This window comes from Thiorhodovibrio litoralis (genome assembly GCF_033954455.1).
Lineage (GTDB): Bacteria > Pseudomonadota > Gammaproteobacteria > Chromatiales > Chromatiaceae > Thiorhodovibrio > Thiorhodovibrio litoralis.
In genome coordinates this window covers 850128-875196 of sequence record NZ_CP121473.1, presented here as the reverse complement: position 1 = coordinate 875196, position 25069 = coordinate 850128, and the positions used below count along the sequence as shown (strand labels likewise).

Below are 25069 nucleotides of genomic sequence, written 5' to 3'. Positions count from 1 at the left end.
ATGCGCTTCGACGCCCGTCAGCTCTGCTCGGTATCGATCAGCTCCAGCGCATTGCCGTCCGGGTCGCGGCAGAACAGTGCCTTGCGACCGGACTTGCTGCGCGTAAAGCCCACACCAGCCGCCTGCAAGCGCTCGGCCAGGCCATCGAGTCCGCTCACCCGCACCGCGAGATGACGGTCGCGCCCGCCATGCGCCGGGCGCCCAATGGTCGGGTCGGGATTCGGCAGCTCCAGCAAATGAATCTGCCCATCCCCCAGCCGCAGCCAGGCCCCAGGAAAACCCAGATCCGGGCGACTTGGTTCGATCGCCAAGCCAAGCAGATCCTGATAGAACTCCAGTGCCCGCTTGGTGTCAGCCACAATCAGACTGACATGATGAATCCCGAGAATCATCTTCCCTCCCCCAACTTAGCGCCCGTTGGCCACCGAAAGCTTGTTACGCAGAATAGACCCGAAACGCATTCTTGCCGTGCCGCTTGACTTGATACATTGCCTGATCAGCCAGACTCAGCAAGCGTTGGAGATCATGGCCATGCTCGTTGGACAAGCTGATCCCCAAACTGGCTCCAACGCGGAGTTCCAGCCCGTCACCCAGGTCGATAGGCCGGGCGAGGGATTCAAGGAGCTTGCGCGCCACTGACCCGATCGTCGAGCGACAGGAGACATCCAGGAGCGCGACCAGAAACTCATCGCCACCAAGACGGGCGGTCAGATCGGCCCGTCGAACACAATCCCTAATGCGCTCAGCCACCGCCACCAATACCTTGTCACCCACGTCATGGCCATAGGTATCGTTGATTGGCTTGAACTGATCGAGATCGATGAGACAGACGGCCAAGCACACCCCTTCACGACGTGACTGCTCCAGGCGTGCATTCAGCTCAGCCTCGGCAGAACGCCGATTGGCAAGGTTCGTAAGTGGATCGCGCTCGGCCTGAAAGCGGATGATTCGCTCGGCCTGCTTACGTTCAGTAATGTCAGTGACGATACCCTGAACCAATGCTCTGCCTGCCAGGTGATTATCACTGTTATACCGGATGCGTGTCAGCACACAGTGCACCCAGCGCGGCGTACTCGACGCATCATTGGCCAGGCTGAGATCGGCGCTCGTCGACTGGCCATGATCAGTGGCCTCCTCCAGCATCGCAATCACCCGTTCGACATCATCAAACAGCTGGTAGAGGCAGATCTGATGACCTTGGATTTGGCTCATGCCATCCCGACCCAGGATGTCCCGAAATGCCTGGTTGGCCATGACCAGGCAGCCATCTTCATCGAGCAGAAAAATCCCCACGCTGGCGCGCTCGAAGATCAGGCGAAAACGCTGTTCCAGATCCTGCATTTCCAGACGCAGCCCACGCTCATTATCGAGCTTGGACTGGACCAAATCCAGCAATCGATTGATATCGAGGGCCAATCGGCCAATTTCGTCATCCCGGTGTCGACTCGGGAGTTGCAGTCGCTCCGGACCGCCAGGGTTGATCACATGCAGGGCGCTGGCGAGTTGCCGCAGCACAGGAACGAATTGCCACTGAATAATCGCCATGACCAACAGGGCAACCAGCAAGGTGTAGCCACCAAGGAGCACAGCATTACCGAGCGCAGCGCTGCGCGCGTTCAGGTTAATCAACTCCTGACGCGGATAAATGGTCATTTCGCCGACTTGCTCGCCCGGTGTGAATGGGGATTCCAGCGCAACCCTTACCGCGTCCTGTGCTGACTGACTGGCCGGGTGACCGTGATCGACCGAGAAGGTTCCGTCGAGACTGGTCAGGGAGACAGCGGCAACAATCTCGTTCTTCGCCAGCCCAAGCACGGCGTCTTCGGCAATTTCGCGATTTTGCAGATAAGCTGCGATCATTGCCGTGCGCTCGACCGTGGCACCAAGTTGGCTCAGGGTGCGCTGAGCGCTGGTCACCTCCACCGCATGGGTGCGCCAGTAAGACACAAAGGAAACCAAGCCCGCTCCCAGCAGAGCAAGGACACCAACGGTGATGGCAATGCGGATGGAGAGGCGATCATTCACCACCATTTCCTAGTGCAGACGGTAGACAATCTTCACCTGATCATCCAGGGACTGGCTGTCGAGATAAGCCAGCGCGTCCTGATTGGCGTTCACAACGTCGAGCACCGCCTCGATATCGGGCAACACCCGTGGCGGTGTTGCCCGCCCGGTGAATAACAGGCGCGCCCAATAGGCATTGACTTGCGCGACAGTCTTACCGACCAGCTCCTGATAGTAAGCCGCGCGCAGGGGCGAATCCGGGCCGAGATCGATGGGCAACGCTGGGCGACCATCCGGAAAGCGCGTCCGTCGGCCCATGTAGATATCCACGACTTGGTCTCGCGTCAATTCAGTAACCGGATTTTCCGAATTAACGACCACGACCAGCTCAGCCCGCGCCAGCCCCGTCAGGCACAGGCTCATGATGACCACAATCGCAAGGACCTGCGTCTTCATCAGAACATCCAGTTCAAACTGGCCGAGAGAACATTCACACGGGTGTCGGTAAAATCACTATCGCCGGAGGTATTCCACCAAAGCCCGTCGTCCCTGACCTGACTATGGTCCCACTGGAACTTCATAGCCATGTTGTTGGACACATCCCAACGCAACCCAAGGCTTAGCGTGCGCTGATCCGATAAGAGATCAGAGTAAAGACCCTTGGTCCCAGCATAAATCTCCGCCAAGGCCGGATCGCTCAAGGCGAACTGGGGCGGAGCGTCAATCGACTTGGCCTCGCCGACCGGTTCGATAGCCGCGAGCAGCACATAAGGCGTCAGATGCCCCCAACGGCGCCCAATGCTCAGATAAGCACTAAAGGAATCCTGCACAGGCCCCCACTCGCTGTCCAAATACCCCAATTCCCCGGACATCAGCCAGGTATTGTCATCGAAGGATGCGCCCAGGGAATAGAAACCGATGCTCTTTCCTTTCATTGTCGCATCATCGGCATAGCCTTGAGCCGCGGGCCAAATCCATTGCACCAGCGGCTCCCTCAGACCCGGCAACAAGCCAGTGGAATCGAGGTAGGACAGATCATCCCCGAAGGTGATGTGTCCAAAACCCGCCTTCAGCCGCCAGCGCTCATTTTCGTAACTCAGGCTGCCGCCCCACATGGGAGTCAATTCCAGCTGTTCCGCGCTCACGCCACTGACAAGTTGGACGTCTTGCCTTGTCGTCCCAGCGTATACTTTGGCCAGCACAATCCCGTCGGCAAAGGGGTGTTGATAGGTTAAATCGAACCCATCGACATGATAAGGCAGGAGAGGGCCGTAGAACTCGATCGGCGGGCGCTGCCAGAGATAGGCGAAACCCACGTTGCGATAATCCGAGAGCATGTAGAAATCAATACCAAGGCGTCCGCCGCGAAGCACCAGTCCTTCGCTCGGCTGCCACGCCAGGAAGCCCCACTGCAGACTCTCTTCCAGCGTCACCGCGGGACGGTCTTTGAGAACAAGCTGCACCCCGGCATTCAGCGTATCTGCCAGTTGCGCGTTTGCTTGCACGCCGAAAATCGAATCCAGTTTCCAGGACCAGGCCCCCTGGAAGGTATCAGGCTGCCCCCAGTCCCGCTGCGCATGCAGATCAGCCTGGCTGCTATAAGCCATCCCTAAAGTGCCGAAACTGCTGAGCCGAACCCTGGGCTTGCCAATGGTGCCTTCGCCCGCCCAAGTTCCTGGCGTGCCGAACAGCAACATGAATCCCGCGAGCAAACAAGGAGCGGGACAGCCAGCTAGAAGGGGGCGCCGAACCCACCGCACAGACCACCGCTCTTGTCCGACTCGCGAAATCAATTCCCTGGACTGAAACCTGATCATATTGAAGACTTAGGGTCTGAATGAACAAATCACATCATAACCGAAGCGCATATCCCTATAATGCGCAATCTATTACAGACTGAACAATTAACTGCGATGAATCCCGTGCTCGACCTCCTCAAACCCTATCCGTTTGAGCGGCTCGCCGCCCTCAAGCAGGGCGTGACACCGCCAGCCGAACTCAAGCCGATCATGCTCTCGATTGGGGAGCCCAAGCATCCCACGCCGTCGATCATTCGCAACGCGCTGATCGCGCATCTGCATCATCTGGCGACCTACCCAAGCACGCGAGGACTGCCTGAGCTGCGCGAGACCATTGCCGGCTGGCTGACGCTGCGCTTCCAGCTCGGCCGGTCCAATAAAGGAGCCGTGTCTGGATCTGGCATCGACCCGGCGACCCAGATTCTGCCCGTGAACGGCACCCGCGAGGCGCTGTTCGCCCTCGCCCAGGCGCTGATCGACCCGAGCGAACAGCCGCTCGTGATGATGCCCAATCCCTTCTATCAGATCTATGAAGGCGCCGCCCTGCTCGCGCGTGCCGAGCCGCGCTATCTGCCCTGCACCGCCGACAATGGCTTTTTGCCGGATATCGAGGCCGTCGACGATTCCAGCTGGAAACGCTGCCAACTGCTGTATTTGTGCTCACCCGGCAACCCGAGCGGCGCTGTGATGGATCAGGCCAACCTACAACGGCTGATCGAACTCGCCCAAAGGCATGATTTCATCATCGCGGCCGACGAGTGCTACTCCGAGATCTACCCGGATGAGTCAAAGCCGCCCGTCGGCCTGCTCCAGGCGGCCGCCGCGATGGGCCTGGACGACTATCGCCGCTGCCTGGTCTTTCACAGCTTGTCCAAGCGCTCCAACGCGCCCGGGCTGCGTTCGGGCTTCGTCGCCGGCGATGCCAGGTTGATCGAGCAATTCTTTGCTTACCGCACTTACCACGGCTGCGCCATGCCACTGCAGCACCAGCATGCCAGCATCGCGGCCTGGAGCGACGAGGCCCATGTCCGCGAGAACCGCGCGCAATACCGCGAAAAGTTCAAAACCGTGCTGGAGATTCTGAACGGGGTGCTCGACTGCCGCCAGCCTGATGGTGGCTTTTACCTCTGGGCGCGCACCCCGGAGCAAGACGAAACCCGCTTCGCCCGTGAACTGTTCGCCAGCCAACATCTCACCCTGCTGCCCGGCCGCTTCCTGTCCAGACCCGATGGCTCCAGACCGAATGGCGCCAAGGGCGATGATCCCGGCCGCGGCTATGTCCGCATCGCCCTGGTGCCAGAACTCAAAGACTGCATCGAGGCCGCTGAGCGAATTCGCCGCTACTGCGCTGCCTTATAACGGCTCCCAGCCTATAGCGGCCCCGAGATACCTCCGCAGCTGCGGCAATGGGCCACCTTATAACGACGACCAGCCTGCGCCCCTGCCAGAGCGCCTCGGGTATAATGCGCCACTAAATTGCGATTCTAAGAACCACAAATGAGCGCTCGGCTTTAGGTCGGGTGACGGGCGCGGGGGTCTCGGCGGCAGGACGCCGCCGGGAAGCCTACAGGGATGTATTCACGGCGTCCCCCGCGCCCGTCACCCGACCTAAAACACGCCAAAGCTCTATGTGTTTCAGGCACATTCACCTCCCGGAGTCCGACCTTGAACGAGCAGCAACAGATTATCGAACAAGCCTTTGAGCGCCGCGCCGAGATTACCCCACGCAATGTGGAGACACTGGTGCGGGATGCGGTGATGGATACCATCGAGCAGCTCGACCGCGGCCAATCTCGGGTGGCGGAGAAGCGCGACGGCCAATGGCATGTGAACGACTGGATCAAAAAGGCGGTGCTGCTCTCGTTTCGCATCGAGGACAATGCCTTCATCAAGGGCGGCTTCACCAATTACTACGACAAGGTGCCGTCGAAATATCAGGACAGCAATTCGCGCGAATTCCGCGAAGGCGGCGTGCGTGTGGTACCGCCAGCCACCGCGCGCCGTGGGTCCTATATCGCGCCAAGCTGCGTGCTGATGCCGAGCTATGTGAATATCGGCGCCTATGTCGATTCTGGCACCATGGTCGATACCTGGGCCACGGTCGGCTCCTGCGCGCAGATTGGCAAGAACGTGCATCTGTCCGGCGGTGTGGGCATTGGCGGCGTGCTGGAGCCAGTGCAGGCGGCGCCGACCATCATTGAGGACAACTGCTTTATCGGCGCGCGCTCAGAGGTTGTCGAGGGCGTGATCGTCGGCGAGGGCGCGGTCATCTCCATGGGCGTCTACATCGGCCAGAGCACCAAGATCTACAACCGCGAGACTGGCGAGATTCTATTCGGCCATGTACCGCCCGGCTCGGTCGTGGTGCCCGGCAATTTACCGTCGAAAGACGGCACCCATAGTCTGTATTGCGCAGTCATCATCAAGCAGGTGGATGAGAAAACCTGCGGCAAAGTCGGCATCAACGAGCTGCTGCGCGACATCTAGGCCCGCGCTATACAGCCAACCATGTCTTCTGTTCTTGAACTCGCCAAGGCGCTGATTGCGCGCCCATCGATCACACCCGAGGACGCGGGCTGTCAGACGCTGCTCAGCGAGCGTCTGAGCGCGCTCGGCTTCCGGCTCGAATCCATGGCTTTTGGCGACGTCACTAACCTGTGGGCTCGCCTGGGCGACAAGCCGCCATTGGTCTGCTTTGCCGGTCATACCGACGTGGTGCCACCCGGGCCGCGCGCGCATTGGCACAGCGACCCTTTCGTGCCCGTGGTCCGCGACGGGCAGCTTTTTGGTCGCGGCGCAGCAGACATGAAAAGTTCTCTTGCCGCGATGGTGGTCGCCTGCGAACAGTTCCTTGCCCAACACCCGAAGCCTGTCGGCTCGATCGCCTTGCTGATCACCAGCGACGAGGAAGGCCCGGCGGTTGATGGCACGCGCCGGGTGATCGAGGCGTTGCAGGCACGCGGCGAGCAGATCGATTATTGCGTCGTCGGCGAGCCTTCCTGTCAGGACCGGCTCGGTGATCAGATTCGCAACGGGCGCCGCGGCAGCCTGAACGCGAAGCTGCGCATTCGCGGCAAGCAGGGGCATGTGGCCTACCCCAGCCTGGCTGACAACCCGATCCATCGGCTAAGCGCCATACTCGGTCCGCTGTGTGCCGAGGTCTGGGACCAGGGCAACGACTACTTCCCGCCGACCAGCTTCCAGATCTCCAACATCCACAGTGGAACTGGAGCCGAGAATGTCATCCCGGGGGAGTTGGAACTGCTTTGCAACTGGCGCTTTTCGACCGAACTGACGCCGGAGCAAATCCAGCAGCGTTTCGTGGCCCTGCTGAATGGTGCCGGGGTTAACCATGCCGGCCGAAACCAACCTGGGCAAAACCACTCCGGGCTAGATCATGCCGCGCTAGATGACGCCAAGATGAATCAAGCTGCAGGGCAGTCCACTGCGGGAATGGAGTACGCCATCGACTGGCGCCTTTCGGGCGAGCCATTCCTCACGCCTGCCGGCAAACTGACCAAGGCGACAGCGGCTGCGATCAAGGCGGTGACTGGAGTGGAGACCCGGTTATCGACCAGCGGCGGCACATCGGACGGGCGCTTTATCGCGCCGACTGGTACCCAGGTAGTCGAGCTTGGCCCGCTGAACGCGACCATTCATAAGGTCGATGAATGCGTTCCGGTGGCGGATCTTGAGCCCTTGGCGGCCATTTATGCCGGCATCCTGGAGCGGCTGCTGGCGCCTTAGCGCCCTTGCTCAGAGCGCCGTATAGAGTGCTGAATTAGCGCCCCGGGTTGTCGGGCAGCAGGATGTTGAGCTCGAGAAACTCCTGGTTATCGTCCTGCTCGTAGCTGACCGAAACGGCGTTCGGGTCAACATCCACATATCTGCGGATGACCTCGAGAATCTCGCGTTCCAGTCGTGGCAGGTAAGACGGCCGATCCCGCGCGAGACGGTCGTGCGCGACCAGAATCTGCAGACGCTCTTTCGCGACCGAGGCAGACCCCTTGGCGCGGTTGGTTGTGCGGAAATAGTCGAGTAAGCCCATTGGCTAGCCTCCGAACAGGCGTCCGAAGATTCCCCGCTTATCGGCGGACAGGAATCGCAGGGGAACCTCATGACCGAGGTATCGCATGACCATATCCTGATAGGCCTGCCCGGCGTTGGAGTCTTTATCCAGAATCACCGGATTGCCAGCGTTGGATGCATTAAGCACTGCCTGGGATTCCGGGATCACGCCAAGCATTTTCAACGAAAGAATTTCCTGCACATCGGCCACGCTCAACATCTCGCCGCGCTCGACGCGCTCGGGCGAGTAGCGCGTCAGCAACAGATGCTCTGCAATCGGCTCGAGATTTTGCTCAGACCGGCGCGATTTGCTCGAGAGAATGCCCAGCATGCGGTCTGAGTCCCGCACCGAAGAGACCTCAGGGTTGGTCACCACCACGGCATCGTCGGCGAAGTACATGGCCATCAGCGCGCCATGCTCAATGCCGGCTGGCGAATCGCAAATAATGTACTCGTGATCCTTGGCCAGATCCTCAAGCACCTGCCCGACGCCTTCACGACTGAGCGCGTCCTTGTCCCGCGTCTGCGAGGCAGGCAGAATCGAGAGCTTGTCGCAACGCTTGTCGCGGATCAGCGCCTGGTTCAGCTTGGCCTCGCCATTGATGATATTGACAAAGTCATAGACCACGCGCCGCTCGCAGCCCAGCACCAGATCCAGATTACGCAAGCCCACGTCAAAATCGATCACCACGGTCTTGTGGCCTTTCTGCGCCAGGCCCATGCCCATAGCCGCTGCGGTGGTCGTCTTACCGACACCGCCTTTGCCCGAGGTGATCACAATAACTCTAGCCAAGGATTGATCCTCCTGCTAAACCATTAGGCTGCTAAACCATTAGGCTGCTAACCATATAGGCTGCCAAACAAAAGCCGCTGCGCAAAGGGCGCAGCCGCCCGCTAGCAAAACCAAGCGTATATTGCCGAAAGGCGCACCGCGCTGGCAACATCAAACACTCGCCCGGAAAGAATGCGTGACCGTCAGAACGGCTCGATCCGCAAGGTTTCCTCATCGAGATAAATCTGGACCCTGGCGTTTTTCAGGTTGAGCGGAATATTTTCGCTAACGCGATAATGACCAGCCACCGCCACCAGCTCCGCCTGTAGATCCTGACAAAAAATCCGCGCCTTGGTGTTCCCTCTAATTCCAGCAAACACCCGACCGCGCAAGGGACCGTATATGTGGATGTTGCCATCCGCCATCAGCTCGGCGCCCGAGTTAACAGCAGCCGTCACCGTCAGGTCGCCGCCAGCAGCATAGACCTTTTGCCCAGAACGCACCGGACGGTCGATCAGGGTGGAACCAACTTCAATTCCTATGCCATTGCCGTTCTGGGGCACTTCGCCGCGTGGGGCCTTGTCGCCGGTCTGCAGGCTCTCTGCCTGTTTGACGGCATCCGCCACCTCGGAGTCACCGTTGCGCGCCGTCTCATGCACGCGCCGCCGGCCGCCGTCGCTCATCAGCACCAGCTCCATGGCGCGCGCCGCATCCTGTTGTTCCGCCGAGCCGCCACGCAGCCCGATCGGCAGCATACCGTAGCCCCGCAACAGCCCGACCAAACGCGGGAAATTCACCTCTGCTGCCGGATCATCAAGTCCGCCGAGATCAATCACCACAGGGGCGTGGAGAAAAAAGTCCGGCGCCTGCTCTACCTTGGCCCTGATCTCATCGGCGAAGCTCTCCATATCGAGCCGCAACAGCCGAATAACGGGCAGACTGAAAGACGCTGCCTTAATGTCGAGGACACTTTGGGTCGCGTTGTTTTCCGACTCATTTTGCACAGTCATCGCATCAGTCCATCGCAGGCAAAGCGCAGGCAGCAGAGACGCTGTCATAGGGGCCAATCGCAGGAGCCGCTGAGTCCCAAAGGCTCCCTGCACCAAAGCCGCTGGCTAACCCGGAGGCCACTGCAGCGCGCGTCCGGCCAGCAGGTGCACATGCAGATGATAAACCGTCTGGCCAGCCTGAGCATTGCAATTGATGACGGTGCGATAACCCTGCTCGGCCACTCCCTCCTGCGCAGCCACCTTGGAGGCGACCAGGAACAGATGTCCGACCAGGGCGGCGTCCTCAGGCGAGACGTCGTTGAGCGTGGCAATGGGCTTGCGCGGAATAATCAGTATGTGCACCGGCGCCTGCGGACTCAGGTCGCGAAAGGCGACGGCCTGATCATCCTGATAAACGATATCGGCGTCCATCTCGCCGCGCGCGATTTTACCGAACACAGTATCCGACATGACTTTCCGGCCTCCTGATGGTGATGGCGCCCATTGTGCCATCTCTTGGCGATAGGCGCTAAACCGGCTGACGTCCGCTAAACGCATGCGCCAGAGTTCCGCCGTCGACGTACTCGAGCTCTCCGCCCAAAGGCACGCCGTGGGCGATGCGCGTGACCGGTACCCGGACGGCGGCTGCCATCTCCGCAATGTAGTGCGAGGTGGCGCTACCCTCGATCGTCGGACTAATTGCGAGAATCAACTCAGTCACCCCGTCGCCGGCCAGCCTTTGTTGCAGGCGGTCGAGCTCAAGCTCATCGGGACCGATCCCGTCGAGCGGCGACAGCCGCCCGCCAAGCACAAAATAGACGCCAGAGAACTCGGTTGCTTGCTCAATCGCCGCCACGTCGGACGGCCCCTCCACCACGCAGACCAGACTCTGATCGCGCTTGGAACTGGCGCAGATGCTGCAAAGTTGGGCTTCTGTCAGCGTGCGGCACGACTCACAGCGCCCGATCCGGTCCATGGCCGACGCCATCACCGCAGCCAGGTGGCGACCGGCGTCGCGATCGCGCTCGAGCAGATAGAACGCCATACGCTGCGCCGACTTCGGCCCGACGCCTGGCAGACAGCGCAGAGAGTCGATCAATTCAGGCAGTAGGTGAGATTCTGACACGGCAATGACATCTGGCAAGCGCATTGGGCAGAGACATCCTGCACAAGCAATCGCGAGTGGCACCAAGCGCAGGGCTCGCGCTCAGCGACGCTTGCGCCTCCCGTTCGCCTGAGCCTCGCGCACGCCGATCTAAAACGGCAGCTTCATGCCTGGGGGCAACGGCAGACCCGCAGTCAGACTCGCCATGCTTTCCTTTTGCTTCTCGGAAACCCGCTGCACCGCGTCGTTGGTGGCCGCAGCGATCAGGTCCTCGAGCATTTCCTTCTCGTCGCTCATCAGCGACGGATCGAGCTCAACCTTGCGCACCTCGTACTTGCCGTTCAAGGTGATCTTCACCATGCCGCCGCCGGACTCCCCGGTCACCTCCTCCTGCGCTAGGCGCTCCTGCGACTCTTGCAGCTCCTGCTGCATTTTCTGCGCCTGCTTGAGCATGTTTCCAATTCCGCCTTTCATGCGTAATCCTCTGTTTTTATGCGTTGCCTAATGTCACGATAAGTTGCGGGTTGCGCCCCAACGGCAACCCGCTCTAAGTCACGCCGGTTGTTGGCGACGGAAGCCCCGCGCCTGCCGCGGCGAATCAGCCGGTCGCCCGAATGCTGTCCGGCACCCATTGCGCATTCAGCCGCGCGACCATCCCCAGGGCAATGGGGTCCTCGCGCATTAGCGCCTCGGCCTCGCGCTGGCGCTGTTTGGCTTTGCGCGCCAACGCCTGTGCCGGTGTATCGCTGGGCGAGCGCAGCGTTTGAATCCGCAAGCGCACCGGCTCGCCAAGCACCTCTTGGAGGGAATCCGCCAGCCGTTGTTCCGCCGCATCGGCCTTGATCAGATGCTCGCAGTCGGGCTCCAGATGCAGATGCAACTCGCCGTTGCCCCAGGACTGAAACGCGCAGTGGGAGGCCAGCTGCCGCCCAAGTCCATTGACCGGCAGGTGTTCGACCAGCGCATGCCAGTCTTGATCACTCTTTGGTCCTGTTGCCCGGCCGCCTGACCTTGAATCGTCCGATGGCGCGACCGGCCGCGCAACGACATCTTTGGGTTCAATGCTTGGCGCGATCGCCGTTTGTTTCGGCTCGGCAACGGCATCTGGCTTGGCCGCCTCTGCCGCGGCCAGCGTGCTCGACCCTGACGAGCCGCCAGCAGACCCGCCAGCCAATCCGCCATTCGGGCCCGATGTCCCTGCCGCCCCAGGAGTTGCCGGCCCACCGTTGTGACGGGCACTCGCGCGCGAGGCGGATTCGGTATCGGGTCGAAAGGCGAGCGCCCGCAGTAGGACCATCTCAAGCCCGGTGCGCGCATCCGGCGCCAGCGGCAAGTCCTGTTGCCCCATCACCGCAATCTGATAGAAGAGCTGCACATCCGCTGGCGCGACGCGCTCAGCCAGAGCCTTCAGGCGCTCGTAGTCCGGGTCGGCCGTGTCCAGGGTTGCCGGCACTTGCTGCGCCAGTGCTAACCGATGCAGCAGCTCGATCACCGCCTTGAGCACGCTGGCAAAGTCCGGAGTCAGCTCCGCGACCCGGCCGACTTCCGCCAGCAGACGCTCGCCATCGCAGTCGCACAAGGCCTCGACCAGCGCCAGGGTCAAATCGTGATCAAGCGCGCCAAGCATGGCGCGCACATCCGCCACCCCAAGCCGGCCGCCGCCGAAGGCAATGCCCTGATCGAGCAGGCTCAGGCCATCGCGCATGCTGCCCTCGGCCGCACGCGCCAGCAGAGCCAGGGCCTGGTCCTCGAATTCGATCTGCTCGGCCTCCAGCACGCGGCGAAATTGCGCGCCGATCTGCTCTGGCAACAAATGTTTGAGGTTGAACTGCAGACAGCGTGACAACACCGTGGCCGGCACTTTTTGCGGGTCGGTCGTGGCGAGTACGAACTTCACATGCGGCGGTGGTTCTTCGAGCGTTTTCAGCAGCGCATTGAAGCTGCTGGTCGAGAACATGTGCACCTCGTCGATCAAGTACACCTTGTAGCGGCCGCGCACCGGCGCGAAGGGCACATTATCGAGCAGCTCGCGCGTCTGATCGACCTTGGTGCGCGAGGCGGCATCGACCTCTTGCAGGTCAATAAAGCGGCCCTCGTGAATCTCGCGACAGCTCGAGCAGACGCCGCAGGGTGAGGAAGTCACCCCTTGCTCACAGTTCAGTGACTTGGCGAGGATGCGCGCAAGCGTGGTCTTGCCAACGCCGCGGGTGCCGGTAAACAGGTAGGCGTGGTGCAACTGACCGCGATCGAGTGCATTGGTCAGCGCCTGGACAACATGCTCCTGCCCGACTAAGTCGGCGAAGGCGCGCGGGCGCCATTTGCGCGCCAGCACCTGATAGGCTGTGGTGGCATTCTCGGCCAGTTCGGAATCGCTAAACAACATGCAAATGCTTTAGAGCGCGCGCTTGGCTGGAAGGGGTGGGGCTCTGACTAAGCCCACAGGCCAAGCCCGATGGCAGGGTGGTGGGCAGTGCCAGCCACACCACGGCACAGACGTCCATCGCTGCGGCTGCTCCCTTCCGGGCCTGACCGGGTTCACGACTTAGCCTTGCGCGGGGACCGACACCACCCACCAAAACAGAAGCGCCGCATCTCACATGCAGCGCAAGCGAGCAAGTTAGCAGAGAGCCGCGGGCGATACAAGCAAGGACGCGCAAAGCCCGCGGCAAAGCGCCGCGCTTAAGCGTCTGGCTCGTCAATCTCGGCGAGCACCACGCCGGTGGCGAGGTCCGCATTCTGGGTGATCTGCAGGCAGTGGCCGCTGCTGCCTTCTACCAGGTAGAGGTTGAAGGCTTCGGTGCTGCGCACCGGGTTTTTGTTGCCGAGATCATCATCCATGCAATGGGTGAAGTGGATGTCGGGCAGGGCTTCGCGCAGGGCGCCGAGGGTTTGGAGGTTAAGCCCGGCGCGTTCGACGATGGTGACGATTTGGTCGAGGCGTTCTGGTGCAATCATCGTGGCGGAATCATCGTGGGGGATTATGACTCGAGGGCTTCTGCTGCAAAGCGGACCCGGTCTTCGGCCGGATGGCCCATGGCTTTGGCGAGCCAGGGTGGGGTTTTGTCGGCGATGACTTGCTGGAGGTCGCTGATCAGGGCAGGTGCGGAGCCGCCGTCTGGAAGCTTGATGGGGTGGATGTCGTGCTTGACGACCTTAGCGGCAGCCGGGCCGCCGATGGAGACGACGTAGAGGAGCTGGCAGTCGGCGATCAGGCTGGCGCGGTAGCCGTTCTTGTCGTCCTCGGCCTGACTGTCGTCAATTTCGCGGCAGTCGATCAGGCGCGCCTGGTCAACGCCGACTTGATAGACCAGAAAACGCTGGCAGGCGCCGAAGTGGCCATCGAGCAGCTCGCCGTTGTTAGAGGCGAATGCGACCCGGATGATACCGTCGGGGTCGGTTCCGTCGGCGCTCAGGATGGGGCTCTCGGGCTCCGGCGGCGGCATGGTGTCCATGCTGGCGGTGCCTTTGAGGTAAGCGAGCGCGCTCTTGATGACGGAGGTGTCGAAGTCGGAAAACTCGCCACTGGCGCCGGAGCGCAGCTCCTTGACGCTTAAGCCTTCGAGCTTCTCGGCACTGGGCGGCAGGCCGATGCAGTCAGCCAGCACCTTGAGCAGCCGCTCGGGTGGTGTGTCGGGCAGCGCGCGGGCAGCGAGTCCAATACGCAGGGCGATGTCATCGGTCAGGGCGTCTGTGGTCATGGTCCTCGTGGTCCTCGCTGGCCAGCGTTGGGTGGGGTGATTGCTGCGCATCACCATCCCCAGTGAGCGCCGTCCATGGCGTATTCGCTGGGGTGGCTGAATCCGGAAGTCGTTAGCAGCCAGCCGGGCCGGCGTCTGGCGATCCGGATGACTCAAGCATTAAGCCGGTACGATGCAGCCGTCTTCCATGCAAGCGTCGATGCACTGGGGCATGTCAGACTCACCGTCGCATTCATTGCAGCTGGCCGCATCAATGGCGTAGACGCCCTTGGCCGGTGCGATGGAAGTGGTCGGGCAGACTGGCTCGCAGTCGCCGCAAGCGGTGCACAGGTCTTTCATGATCTGGTAGGCCATGGGATATCTCCTGTCTGGCGCGCGTGCTCAGGCGCGTTTGAATCTTAACGTTGTCGGGAAGTTGGGCGGCGGGCTGATCGGTTCGATGTACCAACGCGAACCGTCGGTCAGGGCCACTTCGCCGCCCCAGGCATCGGCCGTGTCGGTCTCCACGCTGGCGATGGTCTCTTCCATGTCTTTCTTGGCGACATAGAACAGCAGTGCGCCGTCGTCCTTCCTGCGAATCATCACATTGGGCATTAAGGCATCCTCATGATCCGTTGCCGCCCGGCACGGACGATTGCACGTCCGCGCCGGGCGAATGCATTAACGAATCAGGTCGAAGTTAAAGTCGGTCTTGCCCATCTCGCTCGTCTCTTCATCAAGACGCTCAAGCACGGCATTAACCAGCGTGGTGAGGATGTACATGGCACCTTCGTAGCCCATGGTGGTCATGCGATGCAGGTGATGGCGGTCGAAGATCGGGAAGCCGATGCGGATCAGCGGAACCTCGAACTCCTTACCCTTGTGCAGCGTGTCGCGCTGAATGAACTTGCCGTAGCTGTTGCCGATCAGGAAGTCAGGCTTATCGGTAAAGCACAGCGAGCGCAGGTGCCACAGGTCCTTGCTCATGTAGACCGTCGCATTCTGGCCATAGGGCGACTCGGAGAGCATCTTGTCCATGGCCTTTTTCCAACGCTTGTTGGCGTGGTGGCAGAGCACATGGGTAGGCTCGGCGCCGAGCTCGAGCAGGAAGTGGGTCAGCCCCATGACGAAGTCGGCATCGCCATAGAGCGCGAACTTCTTGCCATGCAGCCAGGCGTGGCTGTCGGTCATCATGTCGACCAGACGGCCGCGCTCCTTGGCCAGGCTGGCGGGGATGGCCTTGCCTGACAGTTCCGAGACCTTCATTAGGAAGTCATCGGTCCATTCCAGACCCATCGGGATGTTGATGGCATTGCACGGCTGTTGCCAGGTGATGTCGACGAATTTCTTGGTCTTCGGCAACTGCCAGGGCTGCAGCAGCAGGGTATCGATGGCGTTGGGGGCGTCTTTCATCTCATCGATGGTGGTGCCGCCGTCGTACATGCGGTACTCGCCATCAGCCGGGGTATCCAGCACCTCGGTCGGATCACACAGCAGACTATAGTCAACACCCATCTCTTTCATCATGCGATGCATGACGCGGTAATTGCCAAGATAGGTCTCAAAACCGGGCACCAGGTTGATCTTGCCGTTGCTGCCGACCTTCTTGCCTTCCATCTCATTGAGAGTGAAATAGCGCTGCACGCCCTCGAACATATTGTCCCAACCGGTGGTATGGCTGCCGACAAAGCTCGGGGTATGAGCAAAAGGCGTCGGGAATTCGGGCGGAATATGCCCTTCCTTCTTGGCGTTGCCGATGAAGGCATTGAGGTCGTCACCGATGACCTCGGCCATGCAGGTGGTGGACACCATGATCATCTCGGGCTTGTAGAGCGCCTTGGCGTTCTCCAGTCCCTCATACATGTTCTTATGGCCGCCAAAGACCGCTGCATCTTCTGTCATGGAGTCCGACACACAGGCGATCGGCTCCTTGAAGTGGCGGTTGAAATAGGTACGGAAATAGGCCACGCAACCCTGAGAGCCATGCACATAAGGCAGGGTCTTCTCAAAGCCCAGGGAGCAGAGCACCGCGCCGAGTGGCTGACAGGCCTTGGCCGGATCGATGGTCAGCGCCTCACGGGCGAAGTTCTTCTCCTGGTACTCTTGCGTGGTGGTCCACTGAAAGACTTCCTCGATCTTGTCCATCGAGGGAGCTTCTTCAAAATGCTTGCGCTTGTTCTCGAAGCTCTCGACGTAGTCTTCGTCACGGAACAAGGGATAACAAGGCTTGATTTTGTCGACTGTCTGGCTCATGGGTGTACTCCAGCCCCGCCGCTAATCTGCGAACAGAGGGCAAAGTGAGACGATAGGTGCCGCCCGCGCAGGGTGGCGCCGCTGATCTTGGTTGATCGGGTGAGGGAGGGCGCGGCTGCGCCCTCCGCCTGGTCACTTAAGGGTCACTTAAAGGTCACTTAAGCGTCAGAGTGTCAGGCCGCCGCAGCCTGTGCTGCCGACTTCTCAGCCGACTGCAGCCAGGGCGCCTGCATTCTGTTCCAGCAGGGATTGTTGATCGTCATATCCATATCCCGGGCAAAGATGGCAAAGCCGTCATAGCCGTGATAAGGACCGGAGTAATCCCATGAATGCATCTGCCGGAACGGGACACCCATCTTCTGGAAGATGTACTTTTCCTTGATACCGGAACCGATCAGATCGGGCTTGATGCGCTTGACGAATTCCTCGAACTCATAGCCAGTGACATCGTCATAGAGCAGGGTCGAGTCGCCCATGTCCTTGAGCGTGCGGTCATAGTCGTCGTTGTGCGCAAACTCATAACCGGTGCCAACCACTTCCATCCCAAGGTCTTCATAGGCGCCGATGATGTGGCGCGGACGCAGACCACCGACATAGAGCATGACCTTCTTGCCCTGCAGACGTGGCTTGTACTTGGCAACCACCGCATCGTACTCGGCCTGGTATTTGGCGATGACCTTCTCGGCATTGGCCTGAATGGTCTCGTCAAAGAAGGCGGCAATGGCGCGCAAGGACTCGGCGATCTTGGTCGGCCCAAACAGGTTGTACTCCATCCACGGAATCCCGTACTTCTCTTCCATGTGACGGGTGATGTAGTTGATGGAACGGTAGCAGTGGACCAGATTGAGCTTGACCTTGGAGGTCAGCTCCATCTCCGAAAGAGTCCCGTCGCCGGACCACATAGCCACCACGCGCAGACCCATTTCCTCAAGCAGAATGCGTGAGGACCAGGCATCACCGCCGATGTTGTAGTCACCGAGAATGGCAACGTCATAGGGGGTGGTCTCGAAGCTATTGTCGCCGTCGCGGTTGTGCAGCACCCAGTCGCGCAACGCGTCATTGGCGATATGATGACCAAGCGACTGCGACACTCCACGGAAGCCCTCGCAGCGCACCGGCACGACAGGCTTCTCGAGCTCCTTGGTCTTTTTCTTGGCGACTGCCTCAATGTCGTCGCCAATCAGACCAATGGGGCATTCCGACTGCACGCTGACGCCCTTGGCCAGCGGGAAAAGCTCGTTGATCTCGTCGATCAGCTTATCGAGCTTCTTGTCACCACCGAAGACGATGTCTTTCTCCTGAAAGTCCGAGGTGAAGTTCATGGTGGCGAAGGTATTCACACCGGTGTGGCCGACATAGTAGTTACGGCGCCCGGCGCGGGAATACTGACCGCAGCCGACAGGTCCATGGGAGATGTGGACCATGTCCTTGACCGGCCCCCAGACCACACCGCGCGAGCCCGCGTAAGCACAACCGCGAACGGTCATCACACCTGGCTGAGACTTGCGGTTGGAGGTGATGCACTTCTTGGATTGCTCCAGGCTCGGGTCATTCGCGGCCAAATGTTTGGCGCGGTCTTTCTTGGCCTTCTCGGGATACACTTCCAGGACTTCTTGAATCAAGGCCTGGGTCTCTTCACGCGTCATTGATGCCATGGTGGCGTACCTCTCGACGGCGCCGCCGCTAATCCGCGGACGGTCGCTCGATCAAAGATGAGATAAAAGGGTTCTTGGTGCCCAGGCCGGCGTGCCGCGTTGGCGGCAGGCACCGGCAGGCCAGGGCCAGGCCAGGTTCAAGAGCGGACCTTGCGCGCGTCCGTCTTAGGCCGCGACAGCCTGCTCCTCAGCTGCGGTCTTGCCGACGATGCTCTCGTCTTCCTCTTCCAGGATGCCGAACTTCATCAGCAGGTCTTCAAGCTCATCCATGGAAATCGGGGTCGGTACAACAAACATCTTGTTGTCGATGACCTTCTGCGCCAGGGTGCGGTACTCATCAGCCTGCTTGGCCTTTGGGTCATACTCGATGACCGTCATGCGGCGAATCTCAGCGCGCTGCACCACGTTATCGCGCGGCACGAAATGAATCATCTGGGTACCGAGCTGACGGGCTAGCTCAATGATCAGCTCGTCTTCGCGCGCGGTGTTACGGCTGTTACAAATCAGCCCAGCGAGACGCACGCTGCCGGATTTTGCATACTTGCAGATGCCCTTGGCGATGTTGTTGGCCGCGTACATGGCCATCATCTCGCCGGAGCAGACGATGTAGATCTCCTGCGCCTTGTTCTCGCGGATCGGCATGGCGAAACCGCCGCAGACCACGTCGCCGAGCACGTCGTAGAAGACGAAGTCCAGGTCTTCTTCATAGGCGCCTTCCTCTTCCAGGAAGTTGATCGCAGTGATAACGCCGCGGCCAGCACAGCCGACACCCGGCTCCGGGCCACCGGACTCAACGCACTTGATGCCGCCGTAACCGGTCGCCATCACATCCTCGAGCTCCAGATCCTCAACCGAGCCAGCATCTGCTGCCATCTGCATGATGGTGTCCTGCGCCTTGGAGTGCAGGATCAGGCGGGTCGAGTCGGCCTTGGGGTCGCAGCCGACGATCATGATCTTTTTGCCCAGCTCAGCCAGACCGGCGACCAGATTCTGCGTGGTGGTGGACTTACCGATACCACCCTTGCCATAGATTGCACATTGCCGTAATGCCATTGCGTTTCTCCCAGTTGCTCGCCCCTCGGGGCAGTTGTACGACGAAGTCGAATGGAGATAAGCAACAGGCGTGCCAGCCAGGAGAGGCAGCTTTAGGCAATTGATTTAACGACAAAACCTCTGGTTGTCACAGAGACTGCTGGCAGGTAGCAGAGCCGACAAAGCCACGAAGGCTGTGCGGATAACGACATGCTCGCATCAGGCGCATCATTTAAGAGAACGACCACCTCAAGCCTTTGCCACCGAGAAACCACCGGATTCCCGCTCACTGATTCCGCACCAGCTCCAGCATCTCAGCGTAGCTGAGCCGGCTACTATCGTCAGTGCCCTCAAGCAGAGCGTCGGCGAGGTCGCGTTTGTTCGCATGCAATGCCAGGATGCGCTCTTCGATGGTGTCCTTCGCGACCAGTCGGTAGATGGTGACCGGGCGCTGCTGGCCGATGCGGTGAGCGCGATCGGATGCCTGGTCTTCCACTGCCGGGTTCCACCAGGGGTCCATGTGGATGACATAGTCGGCGGCGGTCAGGTTCAGCCCCGAGCCGCCGGCGCGCAGGCTGATCAGGAACAGATCGCCCTCGCCGGACTGAAATGCCGTAACCGCCGCGCGGCGCTTGGGCTCAGGCGTGCTGCCGTCGAGGTATTGGTAGCGGATGCCGCGGTTATCGAGGTACTCGCGGATCAGCTTGAGATGATCGACGAACTGGCTGAACACCAGGGCCTTGTGGCGGTTTTCAAGCAGTTCCTCGACGATCTCGGCGAAAGCGTCGAGCTTGCTGCTCGGCAGCGGGCTGTCGGGCAGCGCCAGGCGCGGATGGCAGCAGGCGCGGCGCAGGCGCATGATCTCGGCGAACAGCTGCATGCGCTGCTGGCCAGGATTGGCGCTGGCCTGCGCGCTCTCAATGCGGTCGATGGCTTCGCGACGCACGGCCTCGTACAGGGCCTTTTCGCTGTCGCCCAGCTCAATGCTCAGGGTGATTTCGGTGCGCGGCGGCAGTTCGCTCAGTACCTCGCTTTTCAGGCGGCGCAGGATGAAGGGTCGCAGCAGCGCGCGCAGCCGGGCGCGGGCCTCGCGATCCTGATGCTGCTCGATGGGAAGGGCGAAGCGGGCGTTGAAGGACTCGAGCGAGCCAAGCAGGCCGGGGTTGATGAAGCGGAACAGATTCCACAGCTCACCGAGATGATTTTCGATCGGGGTTCCGGTCGTGATGACGCGGAAATCGCCCTGCAGCTGCATGATGGCCTGCGAGCGCTTGGTGACCGCGTTCTTGAATGCCTGCGCCTCGTCGGTGACGATGGTCTGCCAATGCACCTCGGCCAGGCGCTCGCCCTCAGTTTGCAGCAGGCCATAGCTGGCGACAATGAGATCGAAAGGGCCGGCCTGCGCGAGCATGGCGGCGCGATCACCGAGACCGAAGCGCCGGGGCTTGAGCGTTGGGGCGAAGCGCGCAGCCTCCTCAAGCCAGTTACCGCAGACAGAGGTCGGAGCCAGCACCAGCGTCGGGCCTTGCGGAGCGCGGGAGAGGATCAGCGCCAGCGCCTGCACCGTCTTGCCAAGCCCCATGTCGTCGGCGAGACAGGCACCGGCACCCCAGTGCGCCAGGCGCGCCAGCCAGCGGTAGCCTTCGATCTGATAGTCGCGCAGCTCGGCCTGCAAGGTGGAGGGGATTTTCGGCTCCAGCTCGGCCAGCTCGGCGAGGCGGGCCAGGCGTGCTTCCCACTCCGGGGAGGATTCCATCGCCATGCCATCGAGCAGCTCGGCAATGGCCGGTGCAGCCAGCGGGTGAAAGCGCCCTTTTTCGGTAAGCCCGCGCAGGCCATCGAGGCGTTTTTTGAGCGCTTCGCTGAGTGTCAGAACATCACCCTCACCGAGACGCACGAAGCGGCTGTTGGTCATCGCCTTGAGCAATTCGCGCAGCTCCAACACCCGACCGTCGTCGAGATGCAGGGCACCGCCGAGCTCGAGCCAGTCCGGCGTGCTGCTGACCCGGGCGCGCATCTGCGCGAGCCCAGCCGCCGGTGTCAGCGCGATGCGCTTGCCTTTGGGCCAGTCCAGCACCACCGCATCGCCCAGCGCTTGGAGCTGCTCGAGCGCGCTCAGCGCGGTTTCCGGATCATCGAGCTGCCAGCTCCAGGCGGTATTGTCTCCATCCTGCGTTTCCAACGCCGGGCAGTGAGCGAGCAGCTCGCGCGCCGCCGCACGTTCCTCGCTTAGCTTGCGCGTGCAGCGCAAGGCGCGACCGCTGATGTCGGCAAAGAGCGTCGCGCTGCCCTCGCCGAGGCGCAGCTGTGGGCCGCCGGCATCGCCAAAGGGATGCACGAAGAACTCCAGACTCAGCCCCTCGCCGATCGGCTTCAGATGCAGGTGCAAGCGGGCATCGGCCGGCACCGCCTCGCCTGCTTCGCTATCGGCGCCGCCGCCGATGTCCGAGTGCACCGTCAGCATCGGCGCCACCGCAGCGAGGCTTTTCAGGACCTGTCGTTCGCAATTCTTGGGAACTGAGAGGCCCTTGGCTCCAAGGATAGACATGATCTGGTAGTGTCTTTCGTCGAATTCGACGAGGCGGATGCGCTGCGCGTCCTCGTCCATCGGCATGACATGTCGCGCGACCTCGGGAAAGGGCTCCATATTGAGCAGAATATCATTGCGGCCTTTCGTCACTTTCAGCGTCGGTTCGCCGCGAACAAGCTCTACCGGCTCACCATCATCGAGGCTCCTAAAGACCAGTGGGTGGCCCACGGCAGCAAGCAGCGCCCGCTCGGAATCCAGGTGGAATTGAGTCGAGCTGACGTACCCGACCGCATCCGAGCGGACGATGCAAGCAGCGATAGATCGATCCTGGGCGGTCAAATGGGCCATTTTTCCGGACTCTTCCGCCAAACGCTGGAGCGGGATCGCGCGTCCACGCGTCCAGCCGCATCCCTTGGTGCGTTTTTGCTCGCGTGGCTCCAGGCCGACCCATTGCCCTTGCCGCACTAAAAGCCAGATCAAGCGCAGCGCGTCCTCGGTATCCTTGCTGGCGCGCTGGTCAGTCTTCAGTCGCGAAAGCGCCTCGAGCGCAAGCTCCCAATGCGGTTTGGGATGCAGCAGTTCGGTCAGAGTGACAAGATCCTGCGGCGGTGGCTCGAAGTCGGGCAGTTTGCCGTCAAACTCCGTGGCTTTCAGCAGGGCGACGGCCTCGTTTGCGTACCAGACCCGGCCGCTCTCAGCAGCGTCGTGCGCCAAGCGCGACAGGGTCGACAGCTGCTTGGAATCCAGTCGGTCGCCGAGCCAGTGCAACGCCAACATCTGCAATAACTGGGGCATGGGCTCGCGAGGCGCCATGCCGAAATTCAGAGCGTAGCAATCCTCCTTGCGGCGCTTGCCCGCGAGCAGCACGGCCAAGTCCGCGATGAGGAGGTGAAGGTAACGCAGATGGCCGGCGTTGCGCATCCGCAGGACCATTCTGGCCAGATCCTCCGCGCGGACCAAATCCTCAGGCGTGCCGCGCTCGAGCAGTGCAAGCAGATGAAGTACGCCAACAATCCCCGGCAGGATGAGGTTGCGCTTGCGGGTGCGTTTGCGCTCTACCGCATGAGCCGCCTCGAAACCGGCGGCTGCGTCGGCATACTGGCCGCGCAGAAAACCAACCCAAGCTGACAGCATCAGGGCTTCAGCTTCGACTGCGGTATAGCTCGCAATGGCGGCATCGCATTCCGCCGCGGGTTTCCGCAGAAGATCCAACCCAGCATCTGGATCGCCGTCGAGGGCCAGCTCAAGGGTAACCTCTAGCTCATCGAACTCGATCACGGCTTCAGCTCCGGTAGCACGAAGCCCAGCCCGGCGAGTCCCTTGCGAAAGGCGGCGAGTTTCTTCTCTGGCACGCACAGCAGCCGATCACCGGCACGACTGCAATGTGCGGCGGTCGCGGGATCCTTGCTCAGCATGGCAGCGAGAGCAACATCGCGGCACTGAATCAAACGGGCCGCGCCGAGATCATTGAGCGCACTGGCTCGTTCGGCAATACTTCCCAGCCAGTCATCGAGCTCGACCAAGTGCTCCTTGGGCGTATCCTCAGCCATGGACGCGACGAGAAACTCACGGATGCGCGCGCGCTCCTCAGGACCGGTCGCGCTCTGAGCCAGGATGGCCGCGGCATCCAGGCTCCAGCGTTCCGGCCCGTCGGCGCGGGCGATCTGCTCGAGCTGCAGCTGCTCGGCTGGCTCCGGCGAGCGCAGCAGCCGCAGGCTCAGATCAGGCTCCAAAGCCAGCAGCGGCGGGCGCTCGGGTAGCTGGGGGGTGTAGCTTTCGGCCAAGCCGAGGCAGTAGGCGCCCAGCGCGTTCAGACGCAGATAGCGCAGGCCGTCGTAGCGGCTGAGAAAGTCGAATTCGTCCGTGCCCCAGTGCCCACCATAATCCCGGCGGGCCTGATGGGGCTGGGTGTAGGCGACATCAATCAGCCCCAGGGTGGCGAGATACTCGAACAGATAGACCAGGGTATAGCGGGCTTCCAACAGCTCGAAGGTGACACTGCCGCTATAGCCCAGGCTGCCGTAGTTGGCATCGCTGAAGTAAAGCTTCCACGGGTTGCCAGCGATCTCGAAGCGATAGCCGTCTATCTTCATCAACCGAAACAGCTCATCGACCGCCACCCAGCGACCGACCGGGCAGCCTTCGCGGACCGCCTCGATGATGACCTTGCGGCGCTCCGCTGGCGGGGTGAGCTTCACCCCCTTGCTGGTCTGCCCCTTGATCAGATCGATGCGCCGCAGCTCATCCGGACTGCCTTTGGCGAGCCAGCGCTCATGCAGGCTGGCGATGACCTCTTCGAGTGGCTGCCCGAGTGCCTTCTTGCCCTTGGCCGTTAGCGCGAGCTTGCTGCCGTCGATCTTGGCCAGCCCACCTGTCTGCAGTAGCACCGGCCAGGCGAAGGCGCGGATCGGGCGAATAGGGCCGCCGGCCCAGCGCGGCGAGGCCATTTCTTCGGACTCGGCATACCAGTCGCCGCCGCTCAGCAGCGCAGTCAGGCGTTTAACGGCGGCGCCACTCGGCAACCCCGTCTTGGCACCCACCGCCAGCCCACCCTGGGCGACCAGGCGCAGCACTGCCGAGAGATCCGCGCGCACCATGAACTCAGTGTCGACGCGCTCAAGAGGCTCGTCCTTGTCCGGGGAATCCCCGATGGCGGTCGGCAGCGCATCGTCATCGCAGGTGGTAACACTGAAAGCCACAGGCGGCGGGATCAGCGCGGCCAGTCGCTCGGCCAGGTCGGCGGGTATATCGCGATTGTAGAAGATCAACTCCAGCGCGGTTGGGGCCAGCGGCTCCCGCCGGCTGAGCCAGTCGTAGGGGTCATAGGTAAAAAAACGCGGCACCGCACCATACTTCGCCTTGAAGCCGATCAGATCGAATTGGTTGTTCCAGTTGTGCACGGCCTCGGCAACGGCTTGGCGCTCAAGCTCCGGCATCCCGGCGACCAAGGGCGCGAGCGCGTCGGACAATAGATAACCGCTGATGGCGGCTACGAGCTGATCCTTGCGCTGACTGCTGCCCGCGTTGGGCACATGCGTGCGGATCTTCTTGAGTTCGCTGACGGTCAGGTTGAAGAGTAACTGTTTCAGCTCCATGAGCGATCACCTTTTGTGGGTGCTTCGGATCATTGGACGACAAAGTGGCACGGTCACAATTCCGGAAGGGTTTGCAAGCGCGACACCACG

At 61.3% G+C, this 25069-nt stretch carries 23 protein-coding genes and 1 other RNA gene; 3 read left to right on the top strand and 21 right to left on the bottom strand.

All coding sequences use genetic code 11. The annotated features are described in order from the left end of the window. Positions 1–17 precede the first annotated feature (17 nt). From Thiosp_RS03960 to Thiosp_RS03945, 4 genes are read right to left on the bottom strand one after another with little or no spacing between them, the layout of a single operon-like run. Entirely contained in the window at positions 18–392 is a 375-nt protein-coding gene (locus Thiosp_RS03960; protein WP_201065558.1) for a VOC family protein, read from the bottom strand. Between the two features lie 43 nt (positions 393–435). Beyond that, positions 436–2025: a diguanylate cyclase domain-containing protein gene (locus Thiosp_RS03955; RefSeq protein WP_201065555.1), complete on the bottom strand. Its 1590-nt coding sequence runs from the start codon at positions 2023–2025 to the stop codon at positions 436–438. A 9-nt stretch (positions 2026–2034) separates the two neighbouring features. Continuing rightward, positions 2035–2460 carry a type 2 periplasmic-binding domain-containing protein gene (locus Thiosp_RS03950; RefSeq protein ID WP_201065544.1) on the bottom strand — a complete coding sequence of 142 codons (426 nt, stop codon included), beginning with the start codon at positions 2458–2460 and terminating at the stop codon, positions 2035–2037. Beyond that, on the bottom strand, positions 2460–3701 hold the full coding sequence (locus tag Thiosp_RS03945; protein WP_201065541.1) for a hypothetical protein: 1242 nt from the start codon (positions 3699–3701) through the stop codon (positions 2460–2462). The genes Thiosp_RS03950 and Thiosp_RS03945 overlap by 1 nt, the downstream gene beginning before the upstream one ends. Positions 3702–3917: 216 nt before the next feature. Here Thiosp_RS03945 and dapC point away from each other — a divergent pair, with 216 nt between their 5' ends. The 3 genes from dapC to dapE all read left to right on the top strand — a co-directional run bounded on the left by dapC (position 3918) and on the right by dapE (position 7550). Beyond that, entirely contained in the window at positions 3918–5162 is a 1245-nt protein-coding gene (gene dapC / locus Thiosp_RS03940) for a succinyldiaminopimelate transaminase (RefSeq protein ID WP_201065685.1), read from the top strand. A gap of 306 nt (positions 5163–5468) precedes the next feature. Continuing rightward, complete coding sequence (gene dapD / locus Thiosp_RS03935; RefSeq protein WP_201065537.1) at positions 5469–6290, top strand: 2,3,4,5-tetrahydropyridine-2,6-dicarboxylate N-succinyltransferase; 822 nt, start codon at positions 5469–5471, stop codon at positions 6288–6290. A gap of 21 nt (positions 6291–6311) precedes the next feature. Beyond that, on the top strand, positions 6312–7550 hold the full coding sequence (gene dapE / locus Thiosp_RS03930) for a succinyl-diaminopimelate desuccinylase (protein ID WP_201065534.1): 1239 nt from the start codon (positions 6312–6314) through the stop codon (positions 7548–7550). A gap of 34 nt (positions 7551–7584) precedes the next feature. Here the strand turns inward: dapE and minE are convergent, their stop codons facing one another. From minE to Thiosp_RS03845, 17 genes are all read right to left on the bottom strand, one after another. Continuing rightward, entirely contained in the window at positions 7585–7851 is a 267-nt protein-coding gene (gene minE / locus Thiosp_RS03925) for a cell division topological specificity factor MinE (RefSeq protein ID WP_201065520.1), read from the bottom strand. A gap of 3 nt (positions 7852–7854) precedes the next feature. Beyond that, on the bottom strand, positions 7855–8664 hold the full coding sequence (minD, locus tag Thiosp_RS03920) for a septum site-determining protein MinD (RefSeq protein WP_201065517.1): 810 nt from the start codon (positions 8662–8664) through the stop codon (positions 7855–7857). Between the two features lie 182 nt (positions 8665–8846). Beyond that, positions 8847–9653, bottom strand: a complete 807-nt coding sequence (gene minC, locus Thiosp_RS03915; protein WP_201065514.1) for a septum site-determining protein MinC — start codon at positions 9651–9653, stop codon at positions 8847–8849. Positions 9654–9758: 105 nt separating this feature from the next. Continuing rightward, the gene (locus Thiosp_RS03910) at positions 9759–10103 is read right to left on the bottom strand and encodes a histidine triad nucleotide-binding protein (RefSeq protein ID WP_201065511.1); all 345 of its coding nucleotides are present in this window, start codon (positions 10101–10103) and stop codon (positions 9759–9761) included. 58 nt (positions 10104–10161) lie between these two features. After that, entirely contained in the window at positions 10162–10782 is a 621-nt protein-coding gene (recR, locus tag Thiosp_RS03905; RefSeq protein ID WP_207188022.1) for a recombination mediator RecR, read from the bottom strand. 105 nt (positions 10783–10887) lie between these two features. Next, on the bottom strand, positions 10888–11211 hold the full coding sequence (locus Thiosp_RS03900) for a YbaB/EbfC family nucleoid-associated protein (protein WP_201065508.1): 324 nt from the start codon (positions 11209–11211) through the stop codon (positions 10888–10890). Between the two features lie 124 nt (positions 11212–11335). After that, positions 11336–13120 carry a DNA polymerase III subunit gamma/tau gene (gene dnaX, locus Thiosp_RS03895; protein WP_201065505.1) on the bottom strand — a complete coding sequence of 595 codons (1785 nt, stop codon included), beginning with the start codon at positions 13118–13120 and terminating at the stop codon, positions 11336–11338. Positions 13121–13205: 85 nt separating this feature from the next. Further along, an RNA gene (gene ffs, locus Thiosp_RS03890) (signal recognition particle sRNA small type) lies at positions 13206–13302 on the bottom strand. A gap of 114 nt (positions 13303–13416) precedes the next feature. Then, positions 13417–13692 (bottom strand): DUF6129 family protein, encoded by a 276-nt coding sequence (locus tag Thiosp_RS03885; RefSeq protein ID WP_201065502.1) that lies wholly within the window; start codon positions 13690–13692, stop codon positions 13417–13419. A 23-nt stretch (positions 13693–13715) separates the two neighbouring features. After that, complete coding sequence (locus Thiosp_RS03880) at positions 13716–14435, bottom strand: dinitrogenase iron-molybdenum cofactor biosynthesis protein (RefSeq protein WP_201065499.1); 720 nt, start codon at positions 14433–14435, stop codon at positions 13716–13718. Between the two features lie 159 nt (positions 14436–14594). Further along, a complete protein-coding gene (locus Thiosp_RS03875) occupies positions 14595–14789 on the bottom strand; it encodes a 4Fe-4S binding protein (protein WP_201065497.1) in 195 nt (64 codons plus the stop codon). Between the two features lie 27 nt (positions 14790–14816). Next, entirely contained in the window at positions 14817–15029 is a 213-nt protein-coding gene (gene nifT, locus Thiosp_RS03870) for a putative nitrogen fixation protein NifT (protein WP_201065495.1), read from the bottom strand. Positions 15030–15095: 66 nt separating this feature from the next. Then, a complete protein-coding gene (gene nifK / locus Thiosp_RS03865) occupies positions 15096–16667 on the bottom strand; it encodes a nitrogenase molybdenum-iron protein subunit beta (protein ID WP_201065493.1) in 1572 nt (523 codons plus the stop codon). A 173-nt stretch (positions 16668–16840) separates the two neighbouring features. After that, positions 16841–18322, bottom strand: coding sequence for a nitrogenase molybdenum-iron protein alpha chain (gene nifD, locus Thiosp_RS03860; protein ID WP_201065490.1), 1482 nt, complete (start codon positions 18320–18322; stop codon positions 16841–16843). Positions 18323–18487: 165 nt separating this feature from the next. Then, on the bottom strand, positions 18488–19375 hold the full coding sequence (gene nifH / locus Thiosp_RS03855) for a nitrogenase iron protein (protein ID WP_201065488.1): 888 nt from the start codon (positions 19373–19375) through the stop codon (positions 18488–18490). 265 nt (positions 19376–19640) lie between these two features. Then, on the bottom strand, positions 19641–23162 hold the full coding sequence (locus Thiosp_RS03850) for a DEAD/DEAH box helicase (protein ID WP_323696827.1): 3522 nt from the start codon (positions 23160–23162) through the stop codon (positions 19641–19643). Next, on the bottom strand, positions 23159–24979 hold the full coding sequence (locus Thiosp_RS03845) for a hypothetical protein (RefSeq protein ID WP_201065472.1): 1821 nt from the start codon (positions 24977–24979) through the stop codon (positions 23159–23161). The genes Thiosp_RS03850 and Thiosp_RS03845 overlap by 4 nt, the downstream gene beginning before the upstream one ends. Positions 24980–25069 lie beyond the last annotated feature (90 nt).

Excerpts from the sequence above, each read along its gene's own strand:
- Thiosp_RS03950 (WP_201065544.1), bottom strand. The coding sequence starts at position 2,460 with ATGAAGACGCAGGTCCTTGCGATTGTGGTCATCATGAGCCTGTGCCTG.
- dnaX (WP_201065505.1), bottom strand. The coding sequence starts at position 13,120 with ATGTTGTTTAGCGATTCCGAACTGGCCGAGAATGCCACCACAGCCTAT.
- Thiosp_RS03960 (WP_201065558.1), bottom strand. The coding sequence starts at position 392 with ATGATTCTCGGGATTCATCATGTCAGTCTGATTGTGGCTGACACCAAG.
- minE (WP_201065520.1), bottom strand. The coding sequence starts at position 7,851 with ATGGGCTTACTCGACTATTTCCGCACAACCAACCGCGCCAAGGGGTCT.
- nifD (WP_201065490.1), bottom strand. The coding sequence starts at position 18,322 with ATGGCATCAATGACGCGTGAAGAGACCCAGGCCTTGATTCAAGAAGTC.
- Thiosp_RS03945 (WP_201065541.1), bottom strand. The coding sequence starts at position 3,701 with ATGTTGCTGTTCGGCACGCCAGGAACTTGGGCGGGCGAAGGCACCATT.
- Thiosp_RS03845 (WP_201065472.1), bottom strand. The coding sequence starts at position 24,979 with ATGGAGCTGAAACAGTTACTCTTCAACCTGACCGTCAGCGAACTCAAG.
- nifH (WP_201065488.1), bottom strand. The coding sequence starts at position 19,375 with ATGGCATTACGGCAATGTGCAATCTATGGCAAGGGTGGTATCGGTAAG.
- Thiosp_RS03910 (WP_201065511.1), bottom strand. The coding sequence starts at position 10,103 with ATGTCGGATACTGTGTTCGGTAAAATCGCGCGCGGCGAGATGGACGCC.
- dapC (WP_201065685.1), top strand. The coding sequence starts at position 3,918 with ATGAATCCCGTGCTCGACCTCCTCAAACCCTATCCGTTTGAGCGGCTC.
- nifK (WP_201065493.1), bottom strand. The coding sequence starts at position 16,667 with ATGAGCCAGACAGTCGACAAAATCAAGCCTTGTTATCCCTTGTTCCGT.
- dapE (WP_201065534.1), top strand. The coding sequence starts at position 6,312 with ATGTCTTCTGTTCTTGAACTCGCCAAGGCGCTGATTGCGCGCCCATCG.
- Thiosp_RS03875 (WP_201065497.1), bottom strand. The coding sequence starts at position 14,789 with ATGGCCTACCAGATCATGAAAGACCTGTGCACCGCTTGCGGCGACTGC.
- nifT (WP_201065495.1), bottom strand. The coding sequence starts at position 15,029 with ATGCCCAATGTGATGATTCGCAGGAAGGACGACGGCGCACTGCTGTTC.
- Thiosp_RS03885 (WP_201065502.1), bottom strand. The coding sequence starts at position 13,692 with ATGATTGCACCAGAACGCCTCGACCAAATCGTCACCATCGTCGAACGC.
- Thiosp_RS03900 (WP_201065508.1), bottom strand. The coding sequence starts at position 11,211 with ATGAAAGGCGGAATTGGAAACATGCTCAAGCAGGCGCAGAAAATGCAG.
- Thiosp_RS03880 (WP_201065499.1), bottom strand. The coding sequence starts at position 14,435 with ATGACCACAGACGCCCTGACCGATGACATCGCCCTGCGTATTGGACTC.
- minC (WP_201065514.1), bottom strand. The coding sequence starts at position 9,653 with ATGACTGTGCAAAATGAGTCGGAAAACAACGCGACCCAAAGTGTCCTC.
- recR (WP_207188022.1), bottom strand. The coding sequence starts at position 10,782 with ATGCGCTTGCCAGATGTCATTGCCGTGTCAGAATCTCACCTACTGCCT.